Source organism: Curtobacterium sp. MCPF17_018 (assembly GCF_003234135.1).
Classification (GTDB): domain Bacteria; phylum Actinomycetota; class Actinomycetes; order Actinomycetales; family Microbacteriaceae; genus Curtobacterium; species Curtobacterium flaccumfaciens.
This window is the reverse complement of the sequence record NZ_QKSJ01000001.1, coordinates 38,336-59,108: the sequence shown is the minus strand read 5'-3', so window position 1 is coordinate 59,108 and position 20,773 is coordinate 38,336. Positions and strand designations below refer to the sequence as shown.

16 protein-coding genes are annotated in these 20,773 nt (G+C 67.9%); 7 read left to right on the top strand and 9 right to left on the bottom strand.

Annotated features, from left to right (window positions below):
- Positions 1-4: 4 nt before the first annotated feature.
- From DEJ27_RS00270 to DEJ27_RS00255, 4 genes are all read right to left on the bottom strand, one after another.
- On the bottom strand, positions 5-1,342 hold the full coding sequence (locus tag DEJ27_RS00270) for an ABC transporter substrate-binding protein (RefSeq protein WP_111090107.1): 1,338 nt from the start codon (positions 1,340-1,342) through the stop codon (positions 5-7).
- A 62-nt stretch (positions 1,343-1,404) separates the two neighbouring features.
- A complete protein-coding gene (locus DEJ27_RS00265; protein WP_258370265.1) occupies positions 1,405-2,355 on the bottom strand; it encodes a carbohydrate ABC transporter permease in 951 nt (316 codons plus the stop codon).
- On the bottom strand, positions 2,352-3,266 hold the full coding sequence (locus tag DEJ27_RS00260; RefSeq protein WP_027467229.1) for a carbohydrate ABC transporter permease: 915 nt from the start codon (positions 3,264-3,266) through the stop codon (positions 2,352-2,354). Before DEJ27_RS00260 ends, DEJ27_RS00265 begins: the two co-directional genes overlap by 4 nt.
- Positions 3,263-5,296 carry a beta-galactosidase gene (locus DEJ27_RS00255; protein WP_111090106.1) on the bottom strand — a complete coding sequence of 678 codons (2,034 nt, stop codon included), beginning with the start codon at positions 5,294-5,296 and terminating at the stop codon, positions 3,263-3,265. The genes DEJ27_RS00260 and DEJ27_RS00255 overlap by 4 nt, the downstream gene beginning before the upstream one ends.
- 216 nt (positions 5,297-5,512) lie before the next feature.
- On the opposite strand from DEJ27_RS00255, the gene DEJ27_RS00250 reads away from it, so the two are divergent.
- Positions 5,513-6,535, top strand: coding sequence for a LacI family DNA-binding transcriptional regulator (locus DEJ27_RS00250; protein WP_110858547.1), 1,023 nt, complete (start codon positions 5,513-5,515; stop codon positions 6,533-6,535).
- A gap of 86 nt (positions 6,536-6,621) precedes the next feature.
- Here the strand turns inward: DEJ27_RS00250 and DEJ27_RS00245 are convergent, their stop codons facing one another.
- On the bottom strand, positions 6,622-6,978 hold the full coding sequence (locus DEJ27_RS00245) for a VOC family protein (protein WP_027467232.1): 357 nt from the start codon (positions 6,976-6,978) through the stop codon (positions 6,622-6,624).
- Positions 6,979-7,151: 173 nt separating this feature from the next.
- Here DEJ27_RS00245 and DEJ27_RS00240 point away from each other — a divergent pair, with 173 nt between their 5' ends.
- Positions 7,152-7,613, top strand: a complete 462-nt coding sequence (locus DEJ27_RS00240) for a DUF4383 domain-containing protein (RefSeq protein WP_111090105.1) — start codon at positions 7,152-7,154, stop codon at positions 7,611-7,613.
- Between the two features lie 61 nt (positions 7,614-7,674).
- On the opposite strand, the gene DEJ27_RS00235 is transcribed toward DEJ27_RS00240, so the two are convergent.
- Positions 7,675-8,406, bottom strand: coding sequence for an OBAP family protein (locus DEJ27_RS00235; RefSeq protein WP_110858544.1), 732 nt, complete (start codon positions 8,404-8,406; stop codon positions 7,675-7,677).
- An 89-nt stretch (positions 8,407-8,495) separates the two neighbouring features.
- Here DEJ27_RS00235 and DEJ27_RS00230 point away from each other — a divergent pair, with 89 nt between their 5' ends.
- Entirely contained in the window at positions 8,496-9,317 is an 822-nt protein-coding gene (locus tag DEJ27_RS00230) for an aldo/keto reductase (protein ID WP_111090104.1), read from the top strand.
- Between the two features lie 616 nt (positions 9,318-9,933).
- On the opposite strand, the gene DEJ27_RS18130 is transcribed toward DEJ27_RS00230, so the two are convergent.
- The gene (locus DEJ27_RS18130) at positions 9,934-10,410 is read right to left on the bottom strand and encodes an RHS repeat-associated core domain-containing protein (RefSeq protein ID WP_349815127.1); all 477 of its coding nucleotides are present in this window, start codon (positions 10,408-10,410) and stop codon (positions 9,934-9,936) included.
- Between the two features lie 311 nt (positions 10,411-10,721).
- Positions 10,722-15,146, bottom strand: coding sequence for an RHS repeat domain-containing protein (locus DEJ27_RS00220; RefSeq protein WP_146249017.1), 4,425 nt, complete (start codon positions 15,144-15,146; stop codon positions 10,722-10,724).
- A gap of 692 nt (positions 15,147-15,838) precedes the next feature.
- On the opposite strand from DEJ27_RS00220, the gene msrA reads away from it, so the two are divergent.
- Both msrA and DEJ27_RS00210 read left to right on the top strand, forming a co-directional pair.
- On the top strand, positions 15,839-16,360 hold the full coding sequence (gene msrA / locus DEJ27_RS00215; protein WP_111090102.1) for a peptide-methionine (S)-S-oxide reductase MsrA: 522 nt from the start codon (positions 15,839-15,841) through the stop codon (positions 16,358-16,360).
- 240 nt (positions 16,361-16,600) lie between these two features.
- Positions 16,601-17,503 carry an Ltp family lipoprotein gene (locus DEJ27_RS00210; protein WP_111090101.1) on the top strand — a complete coding sequence of 301 codons (903 nt, stop codon included), beginning with the start codon at positions 16,601-16,603 and terminating at the stop codon, positions 17,501-17,503.
- Positions 17,504-17,521: 18 nt separating this feature from the next.
- Here DEJ27_RS00210 and DEJ27_RS00205 read toward each other — a convergent pair whose 3' ends face one another.
- Positions 17,522-17,881, bottom strand: a complete 360-nt coding sequence (locus tag DEJ27_RS00205) for a UBP-type zinc finger domain-containing protein (protein ID WP_111090100.1) — start codon at positions 17,879-17,881, stop codon at positions 17,522-17,524.
- A 177-nt stretch (positions 17,882-18,058) separates the two neighbouring features.
- Here DEJ27_RS00205 and ppk2 point away from each other — a divergent pair, with 177 nt between their 5' ends.
- Complete coding sequence (ppk2, locus tag DEJ27_RS00200) at positions 18,059-18,967, top strand: polyphosphate kinase 2 (protein WP_258369751.1); 909 nt, start codon at positions 18,059-18,061, stop codon at positions 18,965-18,967.
- Between the two features lie 172 nt (positions 18,968-19,139).
- Positions 19,140-20,768, top strand: coding sequence for an APC family permease (locus tag DEJ27_RS00195; protein ID WP_111090099.1), 1,629 nt, complete (start codon positions 19,140-19,142; stop codon positions 20,766-20,768).
- The last annotated feature ends 5 nt before the right edge of the window (positions 20,769-20,773 follow it).

Below are 20,773 nucleotides of genomic sequence, written 5' to 3'. Positions count from 1 at the left end.
TGCGTCAGCCCTTGACCGGGATCGACTGCGCCTTGAGCGCCGCGATGGTCTTGGACTGGCCCGACTCGAGCGCCTCGGCCAACGTGCCCGAGCCGGACGCCGCCTGCCCGAAGCCGTCGGACACGTCCGAGTAGGTCTGCGTCATCGTCGGGCCCCAGGTGAAGGGCTGGATGTCCTTCGCCGCGGTGGCGAACTCCTCGTAGATCTTCTGGCCGCCGTAGAAGTCGAGCCCCTCGGTCAGGGCCGGCAGGTCGGCGCCGGTGGTCGAGGCCGGGTACAGGTTGGCCTCCTTGTTCAGTGCGGAGAGCGCCTCGGTCGAGGTGTTCAGCCAGACCAGGAACTTCGACGCCTCGGCCGGGTGCTCGCTGCCCGCGAAGACGACGTTCGACGAACCGCCCCAGGCGGCCGACTTGGTCTCGCCGGACTCCCACTGCGGCATCGGCGCGACGGCCCACTTGCCCGAGGTCGACGGCGCACCGCTCGAGATGGTGTTCGCACCCCAGACCGCGGAGACCCAGGTCCAGTCCTTGCCGCTGTCGTAGGCGCTGTTCCACTGGTCGGTGAAGCTCGGCAGGGTGTTGACGAGCTTCTTGTCGATCAGGTCCTGCCAGTAGTCGGCGACCTTCTTCGACGCGTCGTCGTTCAGGTTGACCTTCCAGTCCTGGCCCGAGTTCTCGAACCACTGGCCACCGGCCTGCGAGACGAGCCCCGCGAACTGGTTGACGTCGCCCTTGGCGAAGTTGGTGATGTTGCCGCCGAGCGCCTTGATCTTGACGGCGTCCTCGGCGTACTCCTCCCACGTCTTCGGGGCGTCGAGACCGGCCTTCTCGAACAGGTCCTTGCGGTAGTACAGCGCCATCGGACCGGAGTCCTGCGGCACCGCGTAGACCGACTTCGACTCGCCGAACGTGACCTGGTTCCACAGGCCGTCGGAGAAGTCCTTCTCCGCGTCGCTGATGCCGGCGCACGCGCCGATGTCCTCGAGGCCGCCCTGCACGCGGAACGCCGGCAGGGTGTCGTACTCGACCTGGCCGATGTCCGGCGCCTGCTTGGCCTTCAGCTGGTTGAAGAAGTTCTGGTAGGTGCCGCTGTTGCCGTTCGCGACGATCGAGACCTTGACCTGGATGTCCGGGTTGGCCTTGTTCCAGATCGCGACGACCTTGTCCATGTTCGGCACCCAGGTCGTGAAGTCGAGGGTGACCTTGCCGTCCGAGGGCTTGCAGCTGGCGGCCGCGGTGTCGGATCCGCCGCCGCTGCTGCTGCCGCCGGTGCTGCAGCCGGCGAGGGCCACGGTGGCGGCCACGGCGATCGCGGCGACGCTGAGGAACTTCGTTGTCTTCATGCTGTTTCCGTTCGGATGTGGTGTGGGGAGAACTGGTGCGGGAAGGGGTGCGGGTCGAGGGGCTACTTCAGGCCGCCGGAGCCGAGGCCGGAGCGCCAGAAGCGCTGCAGGCTCAGGAAGGCGATGAGCAGCGGGATGATCGAGACGAACGACCCGATGAGCACGAGGGTGCGCAGGTCCGGGTACTGGTTCACGCTCGAGTTCCACGTGTAGAGGCCGAGGGTGACGGGGAACAGCGACGAGTCGCGGAGCATCACGAGCGGCAGGAAGAAGTTGTTCCACACGGCGACGAACTGGAACAGGAAGATCGTCACGAGCGCGGGCGACATGAGCCGGACCGCCACGGTGAAGAACGTCCGGACCTCGCCGGAGCCGTCGATGCGAGCGGCCTCGATGATCTCGTCCGGCACGCTCGACGCCGCGAACAACCGCGACAGGTAGACGCCGAACGGGCTGACGATGCTCGGCAGGAACACCGACCAGAACGTGTCGGTCAGGTCGACCTGGCTGAAGATGAGGAACAGCGGCAGGGCCAGGGCGGTCGCCGGCACGAGCACGCCGCCGAGGAACACGTTGAACAGCACCTCGCGGCCGCGGAACCGGTACTTGGCCAGGGCGTACCCGCACATCGCGGAGAGCACGGTGCCGAGCAGGCCGGCGACCCCCGCGTAGGCGATGCTGTTCAGCAGCCAGCGCAGGTAGATGCCGTCCTGCCGCGTGAACAGCTCGACGAGGTTGCCGGAGAAGTCCTGCACCGAGGTGGCACTGAACCACAGCGAGAACGTCGAGTTGAAGTTCGCGGCGGTCTTGGTGGACGAGACCAGCAGCCAGAAGATCGGCAGCAGGAAGTAGAGGGTGAAGACCCCCATCACGATCATCGCGGCGCTGCGCGAGATGACGCTCTCACGGGGACCGCGCGCTCCGCGCTGGTGCGGACGGGAGGCCCGGTTCGGCTCGAGCGGTCGGCCGACGTCGCGGACGAGGTCACCTGGGGACGGGGCGTTGACGGTCATTCGGCGGCCTTCCGCTGGGTCAGTCGGAGGAACCCGATCGACAGGACGAACGTGGCGACGGCGAGGACGACCGAGAACGCCGCGGCGAGGTTGAAGTTCGGCACCGAGGACGTCGAGTAGACGAGCATGTTCGGCGTGAAGGTCGACGAGATGGTCGAGGTGAACTGGCGGAACACGGTCGGCTCGGTCAGCAGCTGCAGCGTGCCGATGACGGAGAACACCGCGGTGAGGACGATGGCCGGCACCACGAGCGGGATCTTGATCGACAGGGCGATCCGGAGCTGGGACGCACCGTCGAGCTTCGCCGCCTCGTACACCTCGGCGGGGATCGCGAGGAGCGACGAGTAGATGATGAGCATGTTGTAGCCGACGTAGACCCAGGTCACGACGTTGGCGACGGCCCACAGCACGGTGCTGCCGCCCAGCAGGTCGACCCGCGAGGTCACCGCGGAGAACGGCGACAGGTCGGGGGCGTAGAGGTAGCCCCACATGATCGCGGCGATGACGCCGGGTACCGCGTACGGCGCGAAGAACGCCAGGCGGAAGAACCGCTTGCCGCGCAGCAGCGGGGAGTCGAGCAGCAGGGCGAACAGGAGCGCGAGCCCGAGCATCACCGGCACCTGCACGACACCGAACAGCAGCACGCGGAGCACCGAGCTCCAGAACTCGCCGTCCTGGAACACCAGGGCGTACTGGCTCAGACCGCCGAAGACCTGCGTCGGGGCGCCGAACGTGCCCTGCCGCTCGATCTTCTGCAGCGACTCCCACACGGCGTAGAGGATGGGGACCAGGTAGAACGCCGTGAACAGGACGGCGAACGGCAGGACGAAGATCGCGATCGCGCGGCGGTAGCGGAACCCGCCGCCCCGGCGTCGTCGGGTCGCGCTGGGCGACTGTGCGGTGGTGGTCATGAGCGGTTCCTGTCGGTGCGGATGATCTGGGTCCCGCCGGGGGCGATGGCGGTGGTCCCGGTGACGGGGCGGTCGGCGACGAGCTCGTGGCCGACCTCGTGGTGCTCGACGGTGCGGTCGGAGTGGTTCAGCAGGAAGACCCACTCGTGGGTGTCGTCCCGGCGACGCACGACCTCGAGTCCGGGGCGGACGGCGGGGTCGGCGCGCACCCCGGCCTCGTCGAGGACGCGGTGGACGAAGCCGCCCAGCGCACCGGCGTCGAGCACCGTGGACGTGTACCAGGCGGTCCCCGCGCCGTGCTCGTTGCGGGTGACGGCCGGACGGCCGGCGAGCGAGCCCTCGGCGTAGTCGACGACGCTCGTCGCACCGCGCAGCTCGACCGGCTCCGACCAGACGCTGCCGGTCGTGCCGTCGGACAGCGCGATCGTGGCGTCCGCGGCGAGCGGGAGGAACTCGTCCACCCGCACGCCGAGCAGGTCACGGAAGGCGCCCGGGTAGCCGCCGGTGCGGACCCGGTCGCGCTCGTCGACGATGCCGCTGAAGCAGCTGACGATCGCGTGCCCGCCGCCGGCGACGTGGTCGGCGATGACGGCCGCGTGCTCGTCGCGGACCAGGTACAGCTCGGGGACGACGACGAGCGCGTACCCGTCGAGCGGTGCCCCGGGGGCGACGACGTCGACGGTCACGCCGAGGTCCCAGAGCGCGGCGTGGAACGCGTGGACCTGCTCCAGGTAGCGGAGCGCGGTGCTGGGGTGGGCCTCGAGGTCGGCGGCCCACTGGTTCTCCCAGCTGAACACGAGCGCGACGTCGGCGACCACACGCGACCCGCGCAGCTCACCGAGCCGCCCGACCAGGGCGCCGAGCGCGACCACGTCGTGCCAGGTGCGCGACTCGGTGCCGGCGTGCGGCAGCAGCGCGGAGTGGAACTTCTCGCTGCCCTGCACGGATGCGCGCCACTGGAAGAAGCAGACCCCGTCGGCCCCGCGGGCGATGTGCGCCGCGGTGTTCCGGAGCATCTCGCCCGGGGCCTTCGCGACGTTGTGCGGCTGCCAGTTGACGGCACCCGTCGAGTGCTCCATGAGCAGCCAGGGGGCGCCGCCGGCCAGGCCACGGGTGGTGTCGGCGGCGAAGGCGAGCTCGACGTGCGGCCGGGGCAGGCGGTGGTCCAGGTAGTGGTCGTTCGCGATGACGTCCATGTCGCCGGCCCACGACCAGTAGTCGAGCGCCGTGATGTGCGCGGCGACCATGAAGTTCGTCGTGACGGGCTTGTCGCTCAGCTCGCGCAGGACGGCGGCCTCGGCACGGTGGTGACCGAGGAGCTCGTCGGACGAGAACCGGTCGAAGTCGATGGTCTGCGCGGGGTTCGTGAACGACAGCGTCGCGCGGGGCGGCAGCACCTGCTCCCACGCGGAGTAGCGCTGGCTCCAGAACGAGGTGCCCCAGGCGGCGTTGAGTGCGTCGACCGTGCCGTACCGGGCCTGCAACCAGCCGCGGAAGGCCTGGGCGGAGACGTCGCAGTAGCAGTGCGCGTTGTGGCAGCCGAGCTCGTTCGACACGTGCCAGAGCCGCACGGCGGGGTGGTCGCCGTAGCGCTCGGCGGTCGCGCGGACCAGGGCGAGGGCGTGCTCGCGGTAGACCGGGGAACTCGGGCAGAACGCCTGGCGGCCACCGGGCCAGCGGGTGGTGCCGTCGGCGACGACGGGCAGGACCTCGGGGTACCGGGTGGTGAGCCACGGCGGCGTCGAGGCGGTGCCGGTGCCCAGGTCGACCCCGATGCCTGCGCCGTGCAGCAGCTCGATGACGGTGTCGAGCGCGGCGAAGTCGTACTCGCCCTGCCGGGGCTCGACGTGCGACCAGCCGAAGACGTTGATCGCGACGAGGTTCACGCCGGCCGCACGCATGAGCCGGACGTCCTCGACCCACACCGCGGGGTCCCACTGCTCGGGGTTGTAGTCGCACCCGAACGCGAGGCCCGTCGAGCCGAGGCCGAGCGCGCCGGTGGCGGTCGTCGGCAGGGTGGTGGTCGTCACGGGGATCCTCGCTGATCGGGGCGACCCCGGCCGCCTCGGTCGCGTGCGACCCCTTCGACGGCGAAGGCCACCCAGTGTTCTGGGAGCGCTCCCAGTCCGCACCGGACGATCGGGGCCGGAGATTTCTGGGAGCGCTCCCAGATCAAACACCAGCGGCTGCACCCTGTCAACTGCGAGGCGTTCCGAGGGCTCCTCGGCGCCGGATATGGTTGCCCCATGTCCGAGGTCCGATCCGCTCGTCAGCGCGCCACGATCCAGGACGTCGCCGACGAAGCGGGGATGTCGCGCGGCACCGTCTCACGGGTGCTGAACGACGAGCCGTACGTGTCGCCCAAGGCGCGCGAGGCCGTGCAGGACGCCGTCCGACGCGTCGGCTACGTGCGCAGCGCCGCAGCCCGCAGCCTGGTCACCCGGCGATCCGGGGCGATCGCGCTCATCGTCCACGAACCCTCGGTCGTGGTGCTCGACGACCCCAACATCGGCAACATCCTGATCGGCACGAACGCCGTGCTGTCCGACGCCGACCAGCAGCTCGTCACGATCATGGTCGACTCCGCCCGCGACAGCGAACGCGTGGTCGAGTACCTGCGCGGCGGGTTCGTCGATGGCGCCATCGTGCTGTCCGCCCGCGACGGCGACCCGATCACCGGCGCGATCGAGGAGATCGGCATGCCCGCGTGCTTCGTCGGGCACCCGTCCGACGCCGCGAACATCTCGTACATCGGCATCGACAACCGCGCCGCAGCCGAGCAGATCACCCGGCGCCTGATCGACACCGGTCGACGACGGATCGGGATGCTCGCCTCGGGACTCGACCGCGACTCCGGCCAGGACCGTCTGGCGGGGTTCACCGCGGCACTCGGCGAGCGCTTCGACCCCGACCTCGTCGCCCGGAACCCCCTGTTCAGCTACACCGCCGGCGCCGAGGGCATGCGCGAGCTGCTCGAGCGAGCCCCGGACATCGACGGGGTGTTCGCCGCGTCCGACGCGGTCGCCGCCGGTGCCATGGACGTGCTGCAGCGCAACGGCAGGAGTGTCCCCGGCGACGTCGGCGTGGTCGGCTTCGACGACAGCGCCTGGGCGCTGCGGTGCGACCCGCAGCTGTCGACGGTGCGGCAGCCGGCGCGCCTGCTCGGCGAGCAGGCGGCGCACCAGGTCCTCGAGCAGATCGGCGGCGCCGACGACGGTCCACGCGGTCTGCTGTTGCCGACGGAGGTCGTCTGGCGCGGGTCCGCGTAGCCGGCCACGGAACGCCACGGGAGGCCCGTGGCGGCGTCGCCACGGGCCTCCCGTCCGTCCATGGGTGCGTCCCGCACCCGGCTGGGTCAGCCCTGCGGGGGCGAGTAGAGCTGCAGGTCGTTGCCCTCGCTGTCCTTAAAGGGGATGATCTTGCCCCACGGGTGCTCGCTGATCTCGCCCTGGATGTCCGCGCCGCGCTCCTTGAGCGCGGCGACCTCGTCCTCGATGCTGCCGTCCGGCTGGAACGACACGACGGCGCCGCCGTCGCTCGCCTGGCTGGCGGACTCGCGCCCGTTCAGGCCGATCATCAGGCCGCCGGCGTCGATCTCGCTCCAGTCGTCGGACTGGTCCTTGACGGTGAGACCGAGCGTGTCGCGGTAGAACGCGACGGCGCGCTCCATGTCGCTGACCGGGACCCAGACTGCTGCGACTCCACTTGCCATGGTGTTTCCTCTCGTCGTGGTGTGCCGTGGACGGTAGGCAGCGCTCGTGCACGGAGGCACAGGGTCACTGTCCCCCGAACGCATCAGCGCACGACACTGCAAACCGACCGGGGAAGCGCTCCGAATGTCATGTGCGCCGCACGCTGCGGCGCGTACAGAAAAGAGGGCTGATCATGACCAGCAGCGCAGCAACCGCACGCACCGGCTCTGGCTCGACGTGGACCCAGCGGGGCGCGTTCGTCTTCGGTGTCGTCTTCCTGATCGTCGGCATCGCCGGGTTCATCCCCGGACTCACCATGGACATGGGCTCGATGTCCATGGCCGGCCACGGCTCCATGGCCCTGCTCCTGGGCACGTTCCAGGTGTCCGTCCTGCACAACATCGTGCACCTGCTCTTCGGCATCGTCGGGCTGCTCGCCGCCCGCCGCGCCGCCTCGGCACGCCTGTACCTGCTCGTCGGCGGCATCGTCTACCTGGTGCTCTTCGTCTACGGCCTGTTCACCGCCGGCATGGCAGACCCCGCCAACTTCGTGCCGCTCAACAGCGCCGACAACGTCCTGCACGCGTTCCTCGCGGTCGCGATGATCGTGCTCGGCTTCGTCCTGCCGCGGATCGGGACGCGCACCGCGCGCTGAACCACAGCACACACCGGACGGGAGGCCCGTGGCGACACCGCGACGGGCCTCCCGTCCGTCGTCAGGGGCGTCCGTCGTCAGCGTCGACGACACCCGGGGTCGGGGTCGTGCCGGTGAAGGCGTCGCGCATCGCGCCGACACCGCGCTGCGGGTGGGCGCGGTCCAGGTACTTCGCCCGCGACTCCTTGCGCGGTTCCGGATCGGTGCGCATCGCCTGGTTCCGGTCCTGCTGCAGTGCGCTGTCCACCTCCCCCTCGCGGTTGAACGACCACATGAGCATCGGATCGCCGATCGGCAGGTCGTGTGCGGGCTGCGATCCCATCGGGGTGCTGTGCCAGGTGTGCCACGTCTTGCCGTACGAGTTCACCAGGTGCCCCATCAGCTCGGTCTCCACCGCGATCGGCAGGCCCGGAGCGACGAGTTCGCCGGAGAACACCTCGTGGTTGTGCGGGTGCCACGACGCCTGCTCGTCCTCGGGCAGGGAGTCGAACAGCCGCTCGGACACGATGTACTCGATGCCGATCAGGTTCGCGTCGGCGGTGTTGCCGTCGAAGAGCACGCACTGCAGCATCTCGGCGTTCACCACCTTGCAGAAGTGGTGCGCCTCCATCTGCACGTCGGGCTCGCCCTTCACGCAGTGGAAGCCGACCACGTAGACGTCGAAGCCCCGCAGCGGCGCCGAGGTCTGCAGCAGATCGGCACCGCGGTCGAGCAGGGCGAGCTCGAAGCCGCCGGCCGCTCCGGGCGGAGTGACACCGGTCTTCCGGTCGTGCACGGTGGGGTTCAGGGGCATGGGGGCGTCCTTCCGTCCGTTCGAGGTGGGCGCCATCCAACCCGGCAGCCCCTCGGAACGCTGTGCGGTTGCGGCGTACTGTCCGCTGCATGCCCGCACTCATCGACACGTTCACCCTGTCCAACGGTCTGCACATCCCGAAGATCGGCTTCGGCACCTGGCAGATCCCGTCCGGCTCCGACGCGTACGACGCGACGAAGACCGCCCTCGACCTCGGCTACCGCCACATCGACACCGCCCTGGCGTACGGCAACGAGGCGAGCGTCGGCGAGGCCGTCCGCGACAGCGGCATCCCCCGCGACGAACTCTTCATCACCACGAAGCTGCCGGCCGAGATCAAGACGGCCTCGGGCGCCCGCGACGCCTTCGAGGAGTCGAGCAACAACCTCGACCTCGGACACGTCGACCTGTACCTGATCCACGCGCCGTGGCCGTGGAGCGACATGGGCTCCGACCACCGCGACGGCAACGTCGAGGTCTGGAAGGTCTTCGAGGAGCTCTACGACGCCGGCCGCACCAAGAGCATCGGTGTCTCGAACTTCGCCGTCGCCGACCTCGAGGACCTGCTCGGCCGCACGGACGTCGTCCCGCACGCCAACCAGATCCGCTGGTTCATCGGCAACACCCAGGACGAGACGACCGCCTTCGACCGCGAGCACGACATCTTGACCGAGGGCTACTCCCCGCTCGCCACCGGCGGACTGCTCGAGAACGAGCAGATCGCCGAGATCGCCGCGAAGTACGACAAGACCGTCGCCCAGGTCGCGATCCGCTACCTGCTCGAGAAGGACGTCCTGCCCCTGCCGAAGTCCACGACCCCGGCGCGCATCGCCGAGAACGCCGACGTTGACTTCGTGCTCGCCGCCGAGGACGTGGCCGCGCTCGCCGCGCTCGAGGACACCGCGAGCTGACACCGGCCCACCCCGGACTGGAGGCGCGGTGCCCACTGGTACCGCGCCTCCGGTCGGCACATGCCGAATCACGGGCGAGCCTCACCCGTCGTGCGTTCGCACCGTTCCTGGCGAGCTGCTTCGTGCCGCCTGGTCGCTCCGCGTACCCGATCAGCTTCAGCCCATAACGGGTCCTGTCTCGCAACCAACGTCGAACACAACAATCGAGCGAGCGGCTTGCGACACACAGTTGCGAGATCGCATTGCTACGGAACACCACCGGTCTGACGCGTTCGACCACAGCACGGACGAGACGCCTCGTAACCGTAGACTCACGAGATGCGACTCCATGCGCCTGCACCCTTCCCTGCACCGTTAGAGGGATCGGGGAGGTGCTCGTTCACGCAGAGAATGCGTAAGCGAATACGAATATGAGAACCACATCGGCGACCAGGATCGCCATTCCTGACCAATAAGCGGAAGCACCCGGCCCGCGATGCATCCTGACTCGCCCAAAGCCCTCAGCTCGTACAGTGTGCCTCGCGCTGAGCAGAATTAGGAACAGGCCAAACACAGCCACAACTACCAATGCTGCCCAGATCAACCAGAACAGGGTCACGTTCACGGCAATATCTCCCTAGAGCCTCGTGGGTAGGAAACGTGTCGCAGCAACTCCGAGTCCGCCTCCGACGAGACCCGATACTCCACCTTCCACCGCTCCCTCGAGCGCGCTCTGGCCGTAATTCGAACCACCTTCAACAGCTTCGGATGCAACACCCCCAGCCGCACCAAAGGCGACCCCCACCGCAACGCCCCCAAGAAGGCACCCGAGCCCGCCAGTAGACGCACAGATTACCGCGCCGGCAGCCACGCCGAGACCGTTCACCACACCACTAGCAGCGGCACCGGCGACAGACCTACCTGAGGGATCCGAGGAGTTGATCGGGTCCGCTCCTGCGAACGCGTATCGGTTGGCGTTGGAAGGGCTGAGGGGTGCGTCGAGGGTGTCGCGGTCGATCCATCCACCAGTGGTGCTGGATTGCCAGCGGTAGCCAAATTTGGTGAGCCCGGTGTCGGTGTTGCTGGAGCGGAGTCCGTTCTTGTACCGGTCGATGCCGCCGATGACTTCGCAACTAGCGAGGTCAAGGGAGAGTGCCCCTTTAATACGAGGCGCTCTCCCTTGAGAATACTTCAGCGATTAGCTCGGCTTGAGGAAAATCGTAATCAGAAGCACCGCAATTCCAATCAGAATCGCACCAATTGCCGGCGCAATGAGCACTCCAGGGGAGAATCGCTCAGGATGCGCATCCCTGTTAAGGCGTGAGGCGGACTGGAAGAATTGTGCTGCTTTGCTCGGGATTACAAGCAATACAATCCCAACGATGATTACTGCCGGACCGAGAAAAAACCCTGGTATCCACATACTTATCCAATGTCAAACTGTGTTTGGTACTGACGCCCTACCGAGATACCCCAGCCTGCGCCGACCTCGATCCCACCGGATCCGCTCCAGCCCGAGCCCAAACTAGAACCGGTCTCATGGCTTGCGTTGCCGACGATGCCCCCACCATACGCGGCGTCTGCACTGATGGAAGTGCTGTCGCTATTAGTGTTCCCGCCGGGGCCACCCTGAACACTGAAGGATGCCGATGCACGCGGGCCGAGTCCCCAACCATAGGTCACGCCGATGCCCTTGTCGTTGAAACTGACGCCAACGTTGCCGCAGATGAAAGCACAGACGTTGAACGAAGGCCCAACCCAGGCGCGACCGGAAGGATCGCTGCCGTTGATTGGATCGTCTGCTGCGTATGCGTAGCGGTTGGCATTGCTTGGGTCGAGGGGTGCATCGAGGGTATCGCGCTGCGTCCAACCACCTGTCGTCGCCGTCTGCCAGCGATAGCCGAACTTGGTGAGGCTGTTGTCCTCGCCGGCGCGGATGCCGCCCTTGAAGCCGAAAGGGTTCTGCTTCCACTGCTGAGTGGTCTCGCCGGACGTCACTACTTCTGTCCCGTACGGGTCGTAGCTGACGGTGTACGCCTTCTCCCCGGTGTCAGCGATCGCAGCAGCAGGGTTACCGATGCCGTCGAGAACCCACATCGACGTGGTGCCGTCCGTGGTCCGCAGGTTCAGCGGCTGCCCGGTTGTCGGGTCGGCGAGCACTGAGGCAACGCCGCTATCAACGACTTCGCGGGAGGTGAGGCCCTTGCCGTACGTGTACCGGTACTCGGCGCCGTCTTCGGTTCGCTGCGACAGGAGGCGCGTCATGTCCGCGCCGGCGTATGTGTAGGTGGTCTTCTTCCCGTCCTTCGTTGACGACGTCATCTGCTGGGCGCCGTTGTACGTAAACGTGGCACCCGGTGCGGTGGTCATGTTGCCGGTGCCGTCGTAGGAGTACCCATCGTTGGTGATCTGCCCGACCGCGTTGAACTTCAACGCCTGCGACGTGCTGCGGTCCCCGGTCACGGTCTCGGTGAGCCGGTTTCCCGCTGAGTCGTACGTGTACGTCCAGGTGCTGTTCGTGTCGCCGCCGGCCTGGGTCGCCTTCTGCAGACGGGTCGTGTTTGAAGTGGTGCCGTCTGAGGCTTTGGTGGTGTAGTCGTATTCGGTGGTCTGCTCGCTGATGTTGTCCTTCAGCCACTGCAGCCGATCGCGGTCGTTCTTCCCATCCGTCGCCGTGCACGCCGAACCGACGCCGACACCCTCGAGGTAGCAGTACGTGGTGTCGACAATGACCTTCGGAGCGGAACTGTCGGCTGACGCCTGGACACGGGTGACCTTGCTGGACTTGTCGTAGGTCAACTTCTGGTGCACCGCCCACACCTCGGGGTCCTTCGCCGGGTCCGCGTTCGGCGTCGCGTTGAGCCAGGTATCCGTGCGGCGGCCGTGGTCATCGGTCTTGTACAGCTGCTTCGCCGTGCCGGAGTTCGTCGGGTACGTCGTCGCGTTGAGCACCTCGGATGCGTCGTACTCGTGCGTCACGGTGCCCTGTTCATCGGTGACCTTGACAGTGTTCCCGGCGAGGTCGTAGCCGTAGGACACGGTGCCGCCGCCCGCGGTGTTCACCGTGGAGGTGAGCCGGTTCCGCTGGTCGTACGTGTTCGTGACCGTCCCCGTCGCGGAGGATTCGGTGAGACGGTTCCCGTTGCCGTCGTACGTGTTCGTCACCGTCGCGGTGCCGTCGTCGAACTCCGTCGTCAGGAGCCGGTCGTCGTTGTCGTACGTGTACGTGGTGACGCCACCGCCACCGTCGGTGTGGTTCTTCACCCGGCCAAAGTCGTCGTAGGCGTACTTCTGCGCCCCGAGGCTGGTGCCGGTGGGCGGGGTGATCGAGCCGAGCTGGTTGTTCGTGTCGTACGCGTACACCGTCGGGTTGCCGCTGTTGCCTGGGGCGGTCGCGGTCTTCACCGCACCCCACGCGTACTTGTCGCCGTCGTCCTTCTTGTTGTACGTCACCTCGGCCATGGCCGCGGGATCACTACCGGACTGCGAGGACGTCTGGTTGCCGACACCGTCGTAGCCGATGCTGGTCGACGTCTTCGAGCTCGAGGTCACCTTCGACGGCAGGTACGCCGTCGCCGCGCCTGATGCGTAGTCCGTTGTCGATGTCGATCCGGAGCTGGACTGGGACTGCGTCAGCGATTGGCCGTCGTTCTTGTCATACTTGTTCGTCGTCGTGCCGGTACCGGCAGCTCCGTCAGCGCCGACCTGCGACGTCGCGACCCCGTTGTTCGCCGGGTTGTACGTCTTGGAACGCTCACGCTTTGCCGGGTCAACGGCCTTTGTTACGAGGTCGTTGCCATCGAGCGTGTACGTCGTGTGCTTCGCGGCAGCGACCGTCGCCGACTGATCCGACCGCGGGTCAGCGACCTGCGTCGTCGTGTCATCCGCGTAGGAGAACCGGGTGACCGCGGTACCCGGCGAGCCAGCAGTGGTGTTGCGCTGCTGGACCTGCGTGACCCGGTCGGACGAGTCGTACGTGAACGTCGTCACCCCGCCCGTCGGCGCCGTGATCGAGGCCAGGTCGCCGTTCGTGTACGCGAAGGTCGTCTTCGCACCCGTCGCGTCCGTGTACGTGGTGATGTCACCGGTGCTGTTCTTCGCCCACGACACGGACCGGCTGCTCGAGCCGCTGGTCTGCGAGAAGGTCTGCACGCCGTTGGCGTAGGACGAGTTCGCCGTCCGCGCACCGGTCGTGCCCGCGGTGGAGACGAGCGAGGTGAGCGCGTACCCGTCGGAGGTGTTGAAGCTGACCTGGTTCTGGTTCCGATCCACGATCGAGGTCGGCTGCCCGGCGAGGTTGAAGTGCGTGGTCGAGTTCGACGTCCACCCCTTCAACGTGTACTCGTGGGTGGTGCTGTTGTCGACCTTCGTGAGGGTCTGCTGCAGCCCCGCCGGCGTGGTGTACGTGCCGACAGTCGTGCCCGGGGTGAACTGCCACGCCGTGCCAACGGCGTCGGTGTAGACCACACCGTCACCGTTGGACGTGAGGTTCCCGGCGCCGGCGAGGGCGTACTGCCACCGGTTGGCGTTCATCGTGGTGCTGTCCGCGACGTTCTTCGCCCGCGAGTTGTACGCAGCCCCGATCGTGCTGTTCTGCGTCACACCCGGCAGCGACATCGCCGACGTCGTCACAAGCAGGTTGCCGGTACCGACATCGACGCTGGCGTTGGTCTGGTCCGTGATCGGGAACGGCAGCGTGGTCGCCGACGTCCGCTGCCCGGTCTGGTTCGTGTCCGCCGGCCCCGTCGGGAGGGCGTTGTAGTAGCCCTGCAGGTCGATGATGTAGTCCGCCGTGTCCGGACCGTTGGAATACAGCTGGATGTTGCCGTCTGCGCCGAGCGGCACGATCGCGGTGTTCGAGCGGATCGTGTTCTTCGGGAACACGATCGAGTACATCGAACTCGGCCGGCTCACCCCCGTCGGCCACAGCGTCGCAGTACCCTCATTGGCGCCCGGGTGGATCGCGGTCAGCGTCACCGCGACTGCGGACACGCCGGTGCCGTTCTCCGGGACGCTCTTCACGCCTGCGATCTTGATGGTGCGGGTCTCCTTCGCCGCGTAGGACCCAGCAGTGGTGCTCTTCGATTCGTAGAGACGGTCCGCTGCGGGCGTGAACACGCCACCCGGGTTGCTCTTGGTGAAGTACCCCTGCAGCGCGATGACCATGTCGATCGTGCCGTCCCGGTTGTAGACACTCATCTTGCCGTCCGCGCTCAACGGCACCTGCATCGACATCGACGACGTCACCGCCGCCGGGTAGTTCATCGCCGTCGACCCCACCGTGCCGCCCGTTGCGTACGGGGTGATGTACCCGTTGGTTTGATTGCGGCTCAGGACGAGGAAGTTCACTGCGACCGCGGACGCGCCCGCCGGGACACCATTTCGGCCGGTGACCTGGATCTGAACCGTCTTGCCCGGCCCGATCTGCGCCTGCGGGACCTGCGACCCCGACACCGAACTCGCCAGCGAGGAACCGTTTCCGGCGACGAACCCACCGGCCGCGACACCACTGTCGGTCGACGTGTAGTAGCCCTGCACGTCCAAGACCAGGTCCACGGACGTTTCCGTCGTGACCGTCACCTTGCCACCCGCGCCGATCGCGAGGGTCGACGAGTTCGTCGACGTGTCCAGGCCGCCACCGCCGTACACCATCATCAGCGACGCACCAGGCGTATCAGCGTCCGCACGGCCGAACAGCTGGCCCTGACTCGCCGGGTGCACCACCGTCGCAGCGAGCACCACCGCGGAAGCATCAGCGGGGATACCGAACTTGCCAGTGACCTGCACCGTACGGCTCTTGTTCGCCGCCATCGGCGTCGAGTACCCACCCGTGCCATCACGCGTGTCCAACACGCGGCCGGTGGTCGTGACGAACTGACCACCATCCCCCGTCACCACCGCCTGCGCTGGTGCAGGCGGGCTCACCACCGCCAACAGCGACCCGAACAGGGCCACCAACGTGATGACCGCGAGCAACACCCAACGAGAACGAACAGACGACAGCGACGATGCGAACACGCGCAGAACCCCTCAACAGGCCGCAACCAGCGATGACGCCCCCATGGCGTCGCCGAGCAACCAGAAAGTCACGCTACGGAACTACTCCCCCACCCGCACCCCCACATGAGGGGGTCGAATCAAGCTGCACCGACCCGATATAGCAGGCACCGATGCGGCTCGGGCCCGGTCAGTAGATAGATGCGCATAGCCTTCCAACCCAGTCCGGCAGCCGATCGACTTCCGGGGTGCGATCACGCCACGCGCGACGGCACCAGCATTCGGGAGCCGCACCGGTTACCTCAGCTTGCGCAGGCGTCTGCTGCGACACCACCACCAGCAAGGGCCAAAGGGGTCGATAGTTGCAGCGTGGAACCAATAGGGAGCTGGCACCGAGGTCCCGCTCGTAGGGTCGAGTCGTACCGACCGCACACCCGGGTGGGTCCGTGCCCCACAGCGGACCTGACGACGGGAACAGATCGTCCCTGTTGCCGGTTGCACCACACGGTGTCGCAGCCAGTGACACGAGAGCCCAGGAGGCCACCATGACCACCACCGAGACCGCCATCCTCGCCGGCGGATGCTTCTGGGGAGCGCAGCAGCTCCTCCGTCGTCGTCCCGGCATCGTCAGCACCCGCGTCGGCTACTCCGGCGGCGACGTGCCGAACGCGACGTACCGCAACCACGGCGACCACGCCGAGTCGGTCGAGATCGTCTTCGACCCGTCCCAGATCTCGTACCGGGACCTGCTGGAGTTCTTCTTCCAGATCCACGACCCGTCGACGAAGGACCGCCAGGGCAACGACATCGGTCGCAGCTACCGTTCGGCGATCTTCACCACGACCGACGAGCAGAAGCAGGTCGCGCTCGACACCATCGCGGACGTCGACGCGTCGGGCATCTGGCCCGGCAAGGTCGTCACCGAGGTCACCGCGGCCGGCCCGTTCTGGGAGGCCGAGGACGAGCACCAGGACTACCTCGAGAAGAACCCGCACGGCTACACCTGCCACTTCGTGCGTCCGGGCTGGAAGCTCCCGCGCCGCGACGAGGCGACCGCGGCCGTCTGACCTGACGACAATTGAGAGGCACGGAGCCAGCTGGCTCCGTGCCTCTTCCTCTTGTCGTGTCCGCCGAACGCGAGCCACGAAAGCGGCGTGGTCCCCCAGTTCTGGGTGGTCGCCGAACCACATCGCTGCGGGTTCGCGCAAGGTTCCGAGCTGACTCGATCTCTGCGGTGCAACCGTGTCCGGACCGGTTGTAACGTTTGCTCGCCTTTGCTGATCCTCAGAACTTCCGGAGAACCCGACATGCCCGAGACCACCCCCACCGAGCAGCCTCCTGCCTACGTCCCCGCGGCTCCCGAGCCGCGTCCGGCACGAGCCCGCCTCGGCACCGCAGCGGTCGTCCTCGGGATCCTCGGCATCCTCTTCGCGGTGATCCCGCCGACGAACGGGTTCGGCATCTTCCTCGGCGTCGTCGCAGTGGTGCTCGGCATCATCGGCATCCGTCGCAAGGGGCGCCGCGCCGTCGCGGGGACCGTTGTCGGCGCAGTCGCAGTGATCCTCGGCGCCATGCTCGCGGGCGTGTACAGCGGCTCCTCCGACGACTCTGCCACTGACGCTGCTGCTGCCACCGAGGTCGCCGCTGCCAGCCCGGCCGCTGCGAGCGAGGAGTCGAAGAAGGTGGAGAAGCCGAAGACCCCCGAGAAGGCGACCGCCGACAAGCCCGCCGAGGCATCCGGCACCGTCGGACAGCTCCAGGCAGCTGCGGCTGCGAAGAGCTACCTCGACTCCGGCATGGGCTTCTCCGCCGCCAGCCTGCTCCAGCAGCTGACCTCGAGCGCGGGCAACGGGTTCGCTCAGGCGGACGCGCAGTGGGCCATCGACCACTCCGGTGCCGACTGGAACGCACAGGCACTCGCCGCAGCCAAGGGGTACCTCGACTCCGGCATGGGCTTCTCCGAGGCCAGCCTGAACGGTCAGCTGACGTCGAGCGCCGGCAACCAGTTCACCCCCGAGCAGGCGCAGTACGCCGTCGCGAAGGCCGGGGCCGACTGGAACGCACAGGCAGTCACCGCCGCGGAGGGCTACATGTCCTCGGGCATGGGCTTCTCGCGCGCGAGCCTCATCGCACAGCTCACGTCATCCGCAGGGAACCAGTTCACGCAGCCGCAGGCCGAGTACGCGGCGACGCAGGTCGGGCTGAACTGACCTGACGACCGCCGCGGATCAGCGTGATCCGCCGAGCAGTTCCAACCAGTCCCCGGGAAGGCGATCCGCCGGCCCGGGGACTGCCTGCGTCACGGGGTGGCTGGTGGGTGCTGCGAGCTCGAGCCCCTCGGAGCGGGTGTCGTCGCGGTAGTCCCACGCCCAGGTCTCGCCGGGCTCGTAGCTCTGGATGACCGCGTGCCCGGTCTCCTCCCAGTGCCGCGTCGCGTGCATGTTGAGGGAGTCGTCGCAGCAGCCGACGTGGCCGCACGCCGCGCAGCGGCGCAGGTGCACCCACCACGAGCCGGTCGCGTCGCACTCGACGCACCCGTCTCCGCTCGGTGCGATCTCGGGGTGGATCATCTCGGCCTGGTCCGTCATGGCACCATCATGGCCTGAGACAGGGCACATGCGGTCGGGAGGCACGGGGCGGGCCCGCACCGCGCCTCCAGGCCGTCATCGGGTCGCGTCCAGGGCGAGGCATGGGGCGGTCGTGCGGGTGGCCGGGCCAGGATGGCCTGGGGCCGACAGCCGATCGGCTCGCAGAGGGAGGACACCGTGGACACAGCGCCGTACTCGCAGCCGTTGCGGGAGTACATCGAACAGCTGCGGACCGAGGGGTACAGCGTCGCGGACGGCCAGACGGCCGACCCGGAGCTGATCGACCCGCACGGCAACCCGGTGCTCACCTGGCAGGACGACTACCCGTACTCGGAGCGCCTGCCGCGGGACGAGTACGAGTACCAGAAGTACCTGCTGCAGATCGAGCTGCTGAAGTGCCAGTACTGGCTCGAGGACACCGGCCAGAAGGTCGTCGTGCTCTTCGAGGGGCGTGACGCCGCGGGCAAGGGCGGCACGATCAAGCGGTTCACGGAGCACCTCAACCCCCGGACCTCGCGGGTCGTGGCACTGAGCAAGCCGACCGAGCGCGAGCGTGGTGAGTGGTACTTCCAGCGGTACGTGCAGCACCTGCCGGCCGCCGGTGAGATGGTCCTGTTCGACCGCTCCTGGTACAACCGTGCCGGCGTCGAACGGGTGATGGGCTTCTGCAGCGACGACGAGTACGAGTCGTTCATGACCCAGGTGCCGCAGTTCGAGCGGATGCTCGTCGACTCCGGCATCCACCTGACGAAGTTCTGGTTCTCGGTGACCCGGCGCGAGCAGCGGACACGGTTCGCGATGCGGCAGCTCGACCCGGTGCGGCGGTGGAAGCTGTCCGACATCGACCTGCTGTCGCTCGACCGGTGGGAGGACTACACCGAGGCGAAGACGGCGATGTTCACCCGGACGAGCAAGCGCTACGCGCCGTGGACGATCGTGCGGTCGAACGACAAGAAGCGCGCGCGGCTCAATGCGATGCGGTACTTCCTGACGCAGTTCGACTACCCGGACAAGGACACCGACGTCATCGGCAAGCCGGACCCGCTCATCGTCCGCCGCGGCAAGCGGGACGTCGACGTCGAGTGATCCCCCACCGGTGATCCCCCGCCACTGATCTGCCCGCCGACTCGGAACGTTTACACGCCGAGGCCTGCCGTCACGCACTCGAAACAGACGGGCAACGGCGGCGACACAGGGCCGCAAGACACTTGTCGCACTACCTGTCACCCGACAGGTACTCCGCGAAAGGTCTGCAGTCATGCGTTCTCCGCAAGCACCGCTCCACGCACCGCGCGCCACGTCCGACGTCGACACCCAGGGGCTCGCCCGCCTGGGCTACGAGCAGGAACTCCACCGCGGGGTCGGCTCGTTCTCCTCCTTCGCGGCGGGCTTCTCCTTCGTCTCGATCCTCACCACGGTCTTCCAGCTGTTCGGACTCGGCTTCGGGCTCGGCGGTGCCGCGTTCTTCTGGGCGTGGCCGCTCGTCTTCGGTGGCCAGCTGCTCGTCGCGCTGAACTTCGCGCAGCTCGCGGCCCGCTGGCCGATCTCCGGCGCGATCTTCCAGTGGTCGAGCCGCCTGGCCGGAGCCAGGTTCGGGTGGTTCACCGGCTGGACGATGATCATCGGCCAGATCCTCACCGTCGCGGTGGCGGCCATCGCCGTGCAGGCCGTGCTCCCCGCGATCTGGGACGGGTTCCAGGTCGTCGGCGGTCCGGGCGCGGACCCGTCCGTCGCGTCGCCGACCGGTGCCGCGAACGCGGTGGTCCTCGGTCTGGTGATGCTCGCCGTGACGACGATCGTGAACATCACGAGCGTCCGGCTGATGGCCCGCGTGACGAGCTTCGGCGTGCTCATCGAGATCGTCGGCGTGGTCGTGCTCATCGGCGCACTGTTCCTGTTGCCGCACCGCAGCGCCTCCGTGGTGTTCACGACCACCGGGTCGACGAGCACCGAGCCGTACGTGTGGGCGTTCCTGGCGTCCTCGCTGATGGCCGCGTACGTGATGGTCGGCTTCGACTCGGCCGGTGAGCTCGCCGAGGAGACCCACAACCCGCGCCGGACCACCCCGAAGACGATCGTCCGAGCGCTCACGGTCTCCGGCCTCGGCGGCGGGCTGCTCATCATCGGCGCCCTCGTCGCAGCCCCGAGCCTGACCGACGGCAAGCTCGCCACGCAGGGCCTCGCCTGGGTGATCACCTCGACCCTCGGCGACGTCCTCGGTCGCCTCCTGCTCTGCACCGTCGCCGTCGCGGTCTTCGCCTGCACCCTCGCCGTGCAGACCGCCGGCGCCCGGATGGTCTACTCGATGGCGCGCGAGAAGGCGCTGCCCTTCCACCGCACCCTCGCCCGGGTCTCGCCCCGAACCGGCACCCCGATCGCCGCGTCGATCGTCGTCGGGGTCGGCGCCGGGCTGGCCCTCGCCGTCAACATCGGGCAGTCCGCGATCTTCACCGCCCTGTCGAGCCTGTGCATCGCGATGCTCTACCTGGCCTACCTCGGGGTCACCGGGCCGCTGCTGGTCCAGCGGATCAAGCTCCGGCGCACGGGGCTGCCGACCGGGGTGGACGAGGACGGCAAGCCGCTGTTCACCCTCGGTCGCTGGGGCATCCCGCTCAACGCGCTGGCCGTGGCGTTCCAGATCGGCATGGCGATCAACCTCATCTGGCCCCGGCCGGAGATCTACGACCTGACCGGCACCTCGTGGTGGCTGCAGTACAGCGCCCTGCTGTTCATCGGCGGCGTGCTGCTCGTCGGCTGGGCGTGGTCGAGCTGGCGTCACCGGACGCACGGGCCGATCACCCTGGCCGAGGTCCCCACCACCGCGGCGGTCCCCGTCCCCGCAGCCGCGACTGCGGCGAGCCCGACCGCCGCCTCCGTCGAAGCCTGATCCGG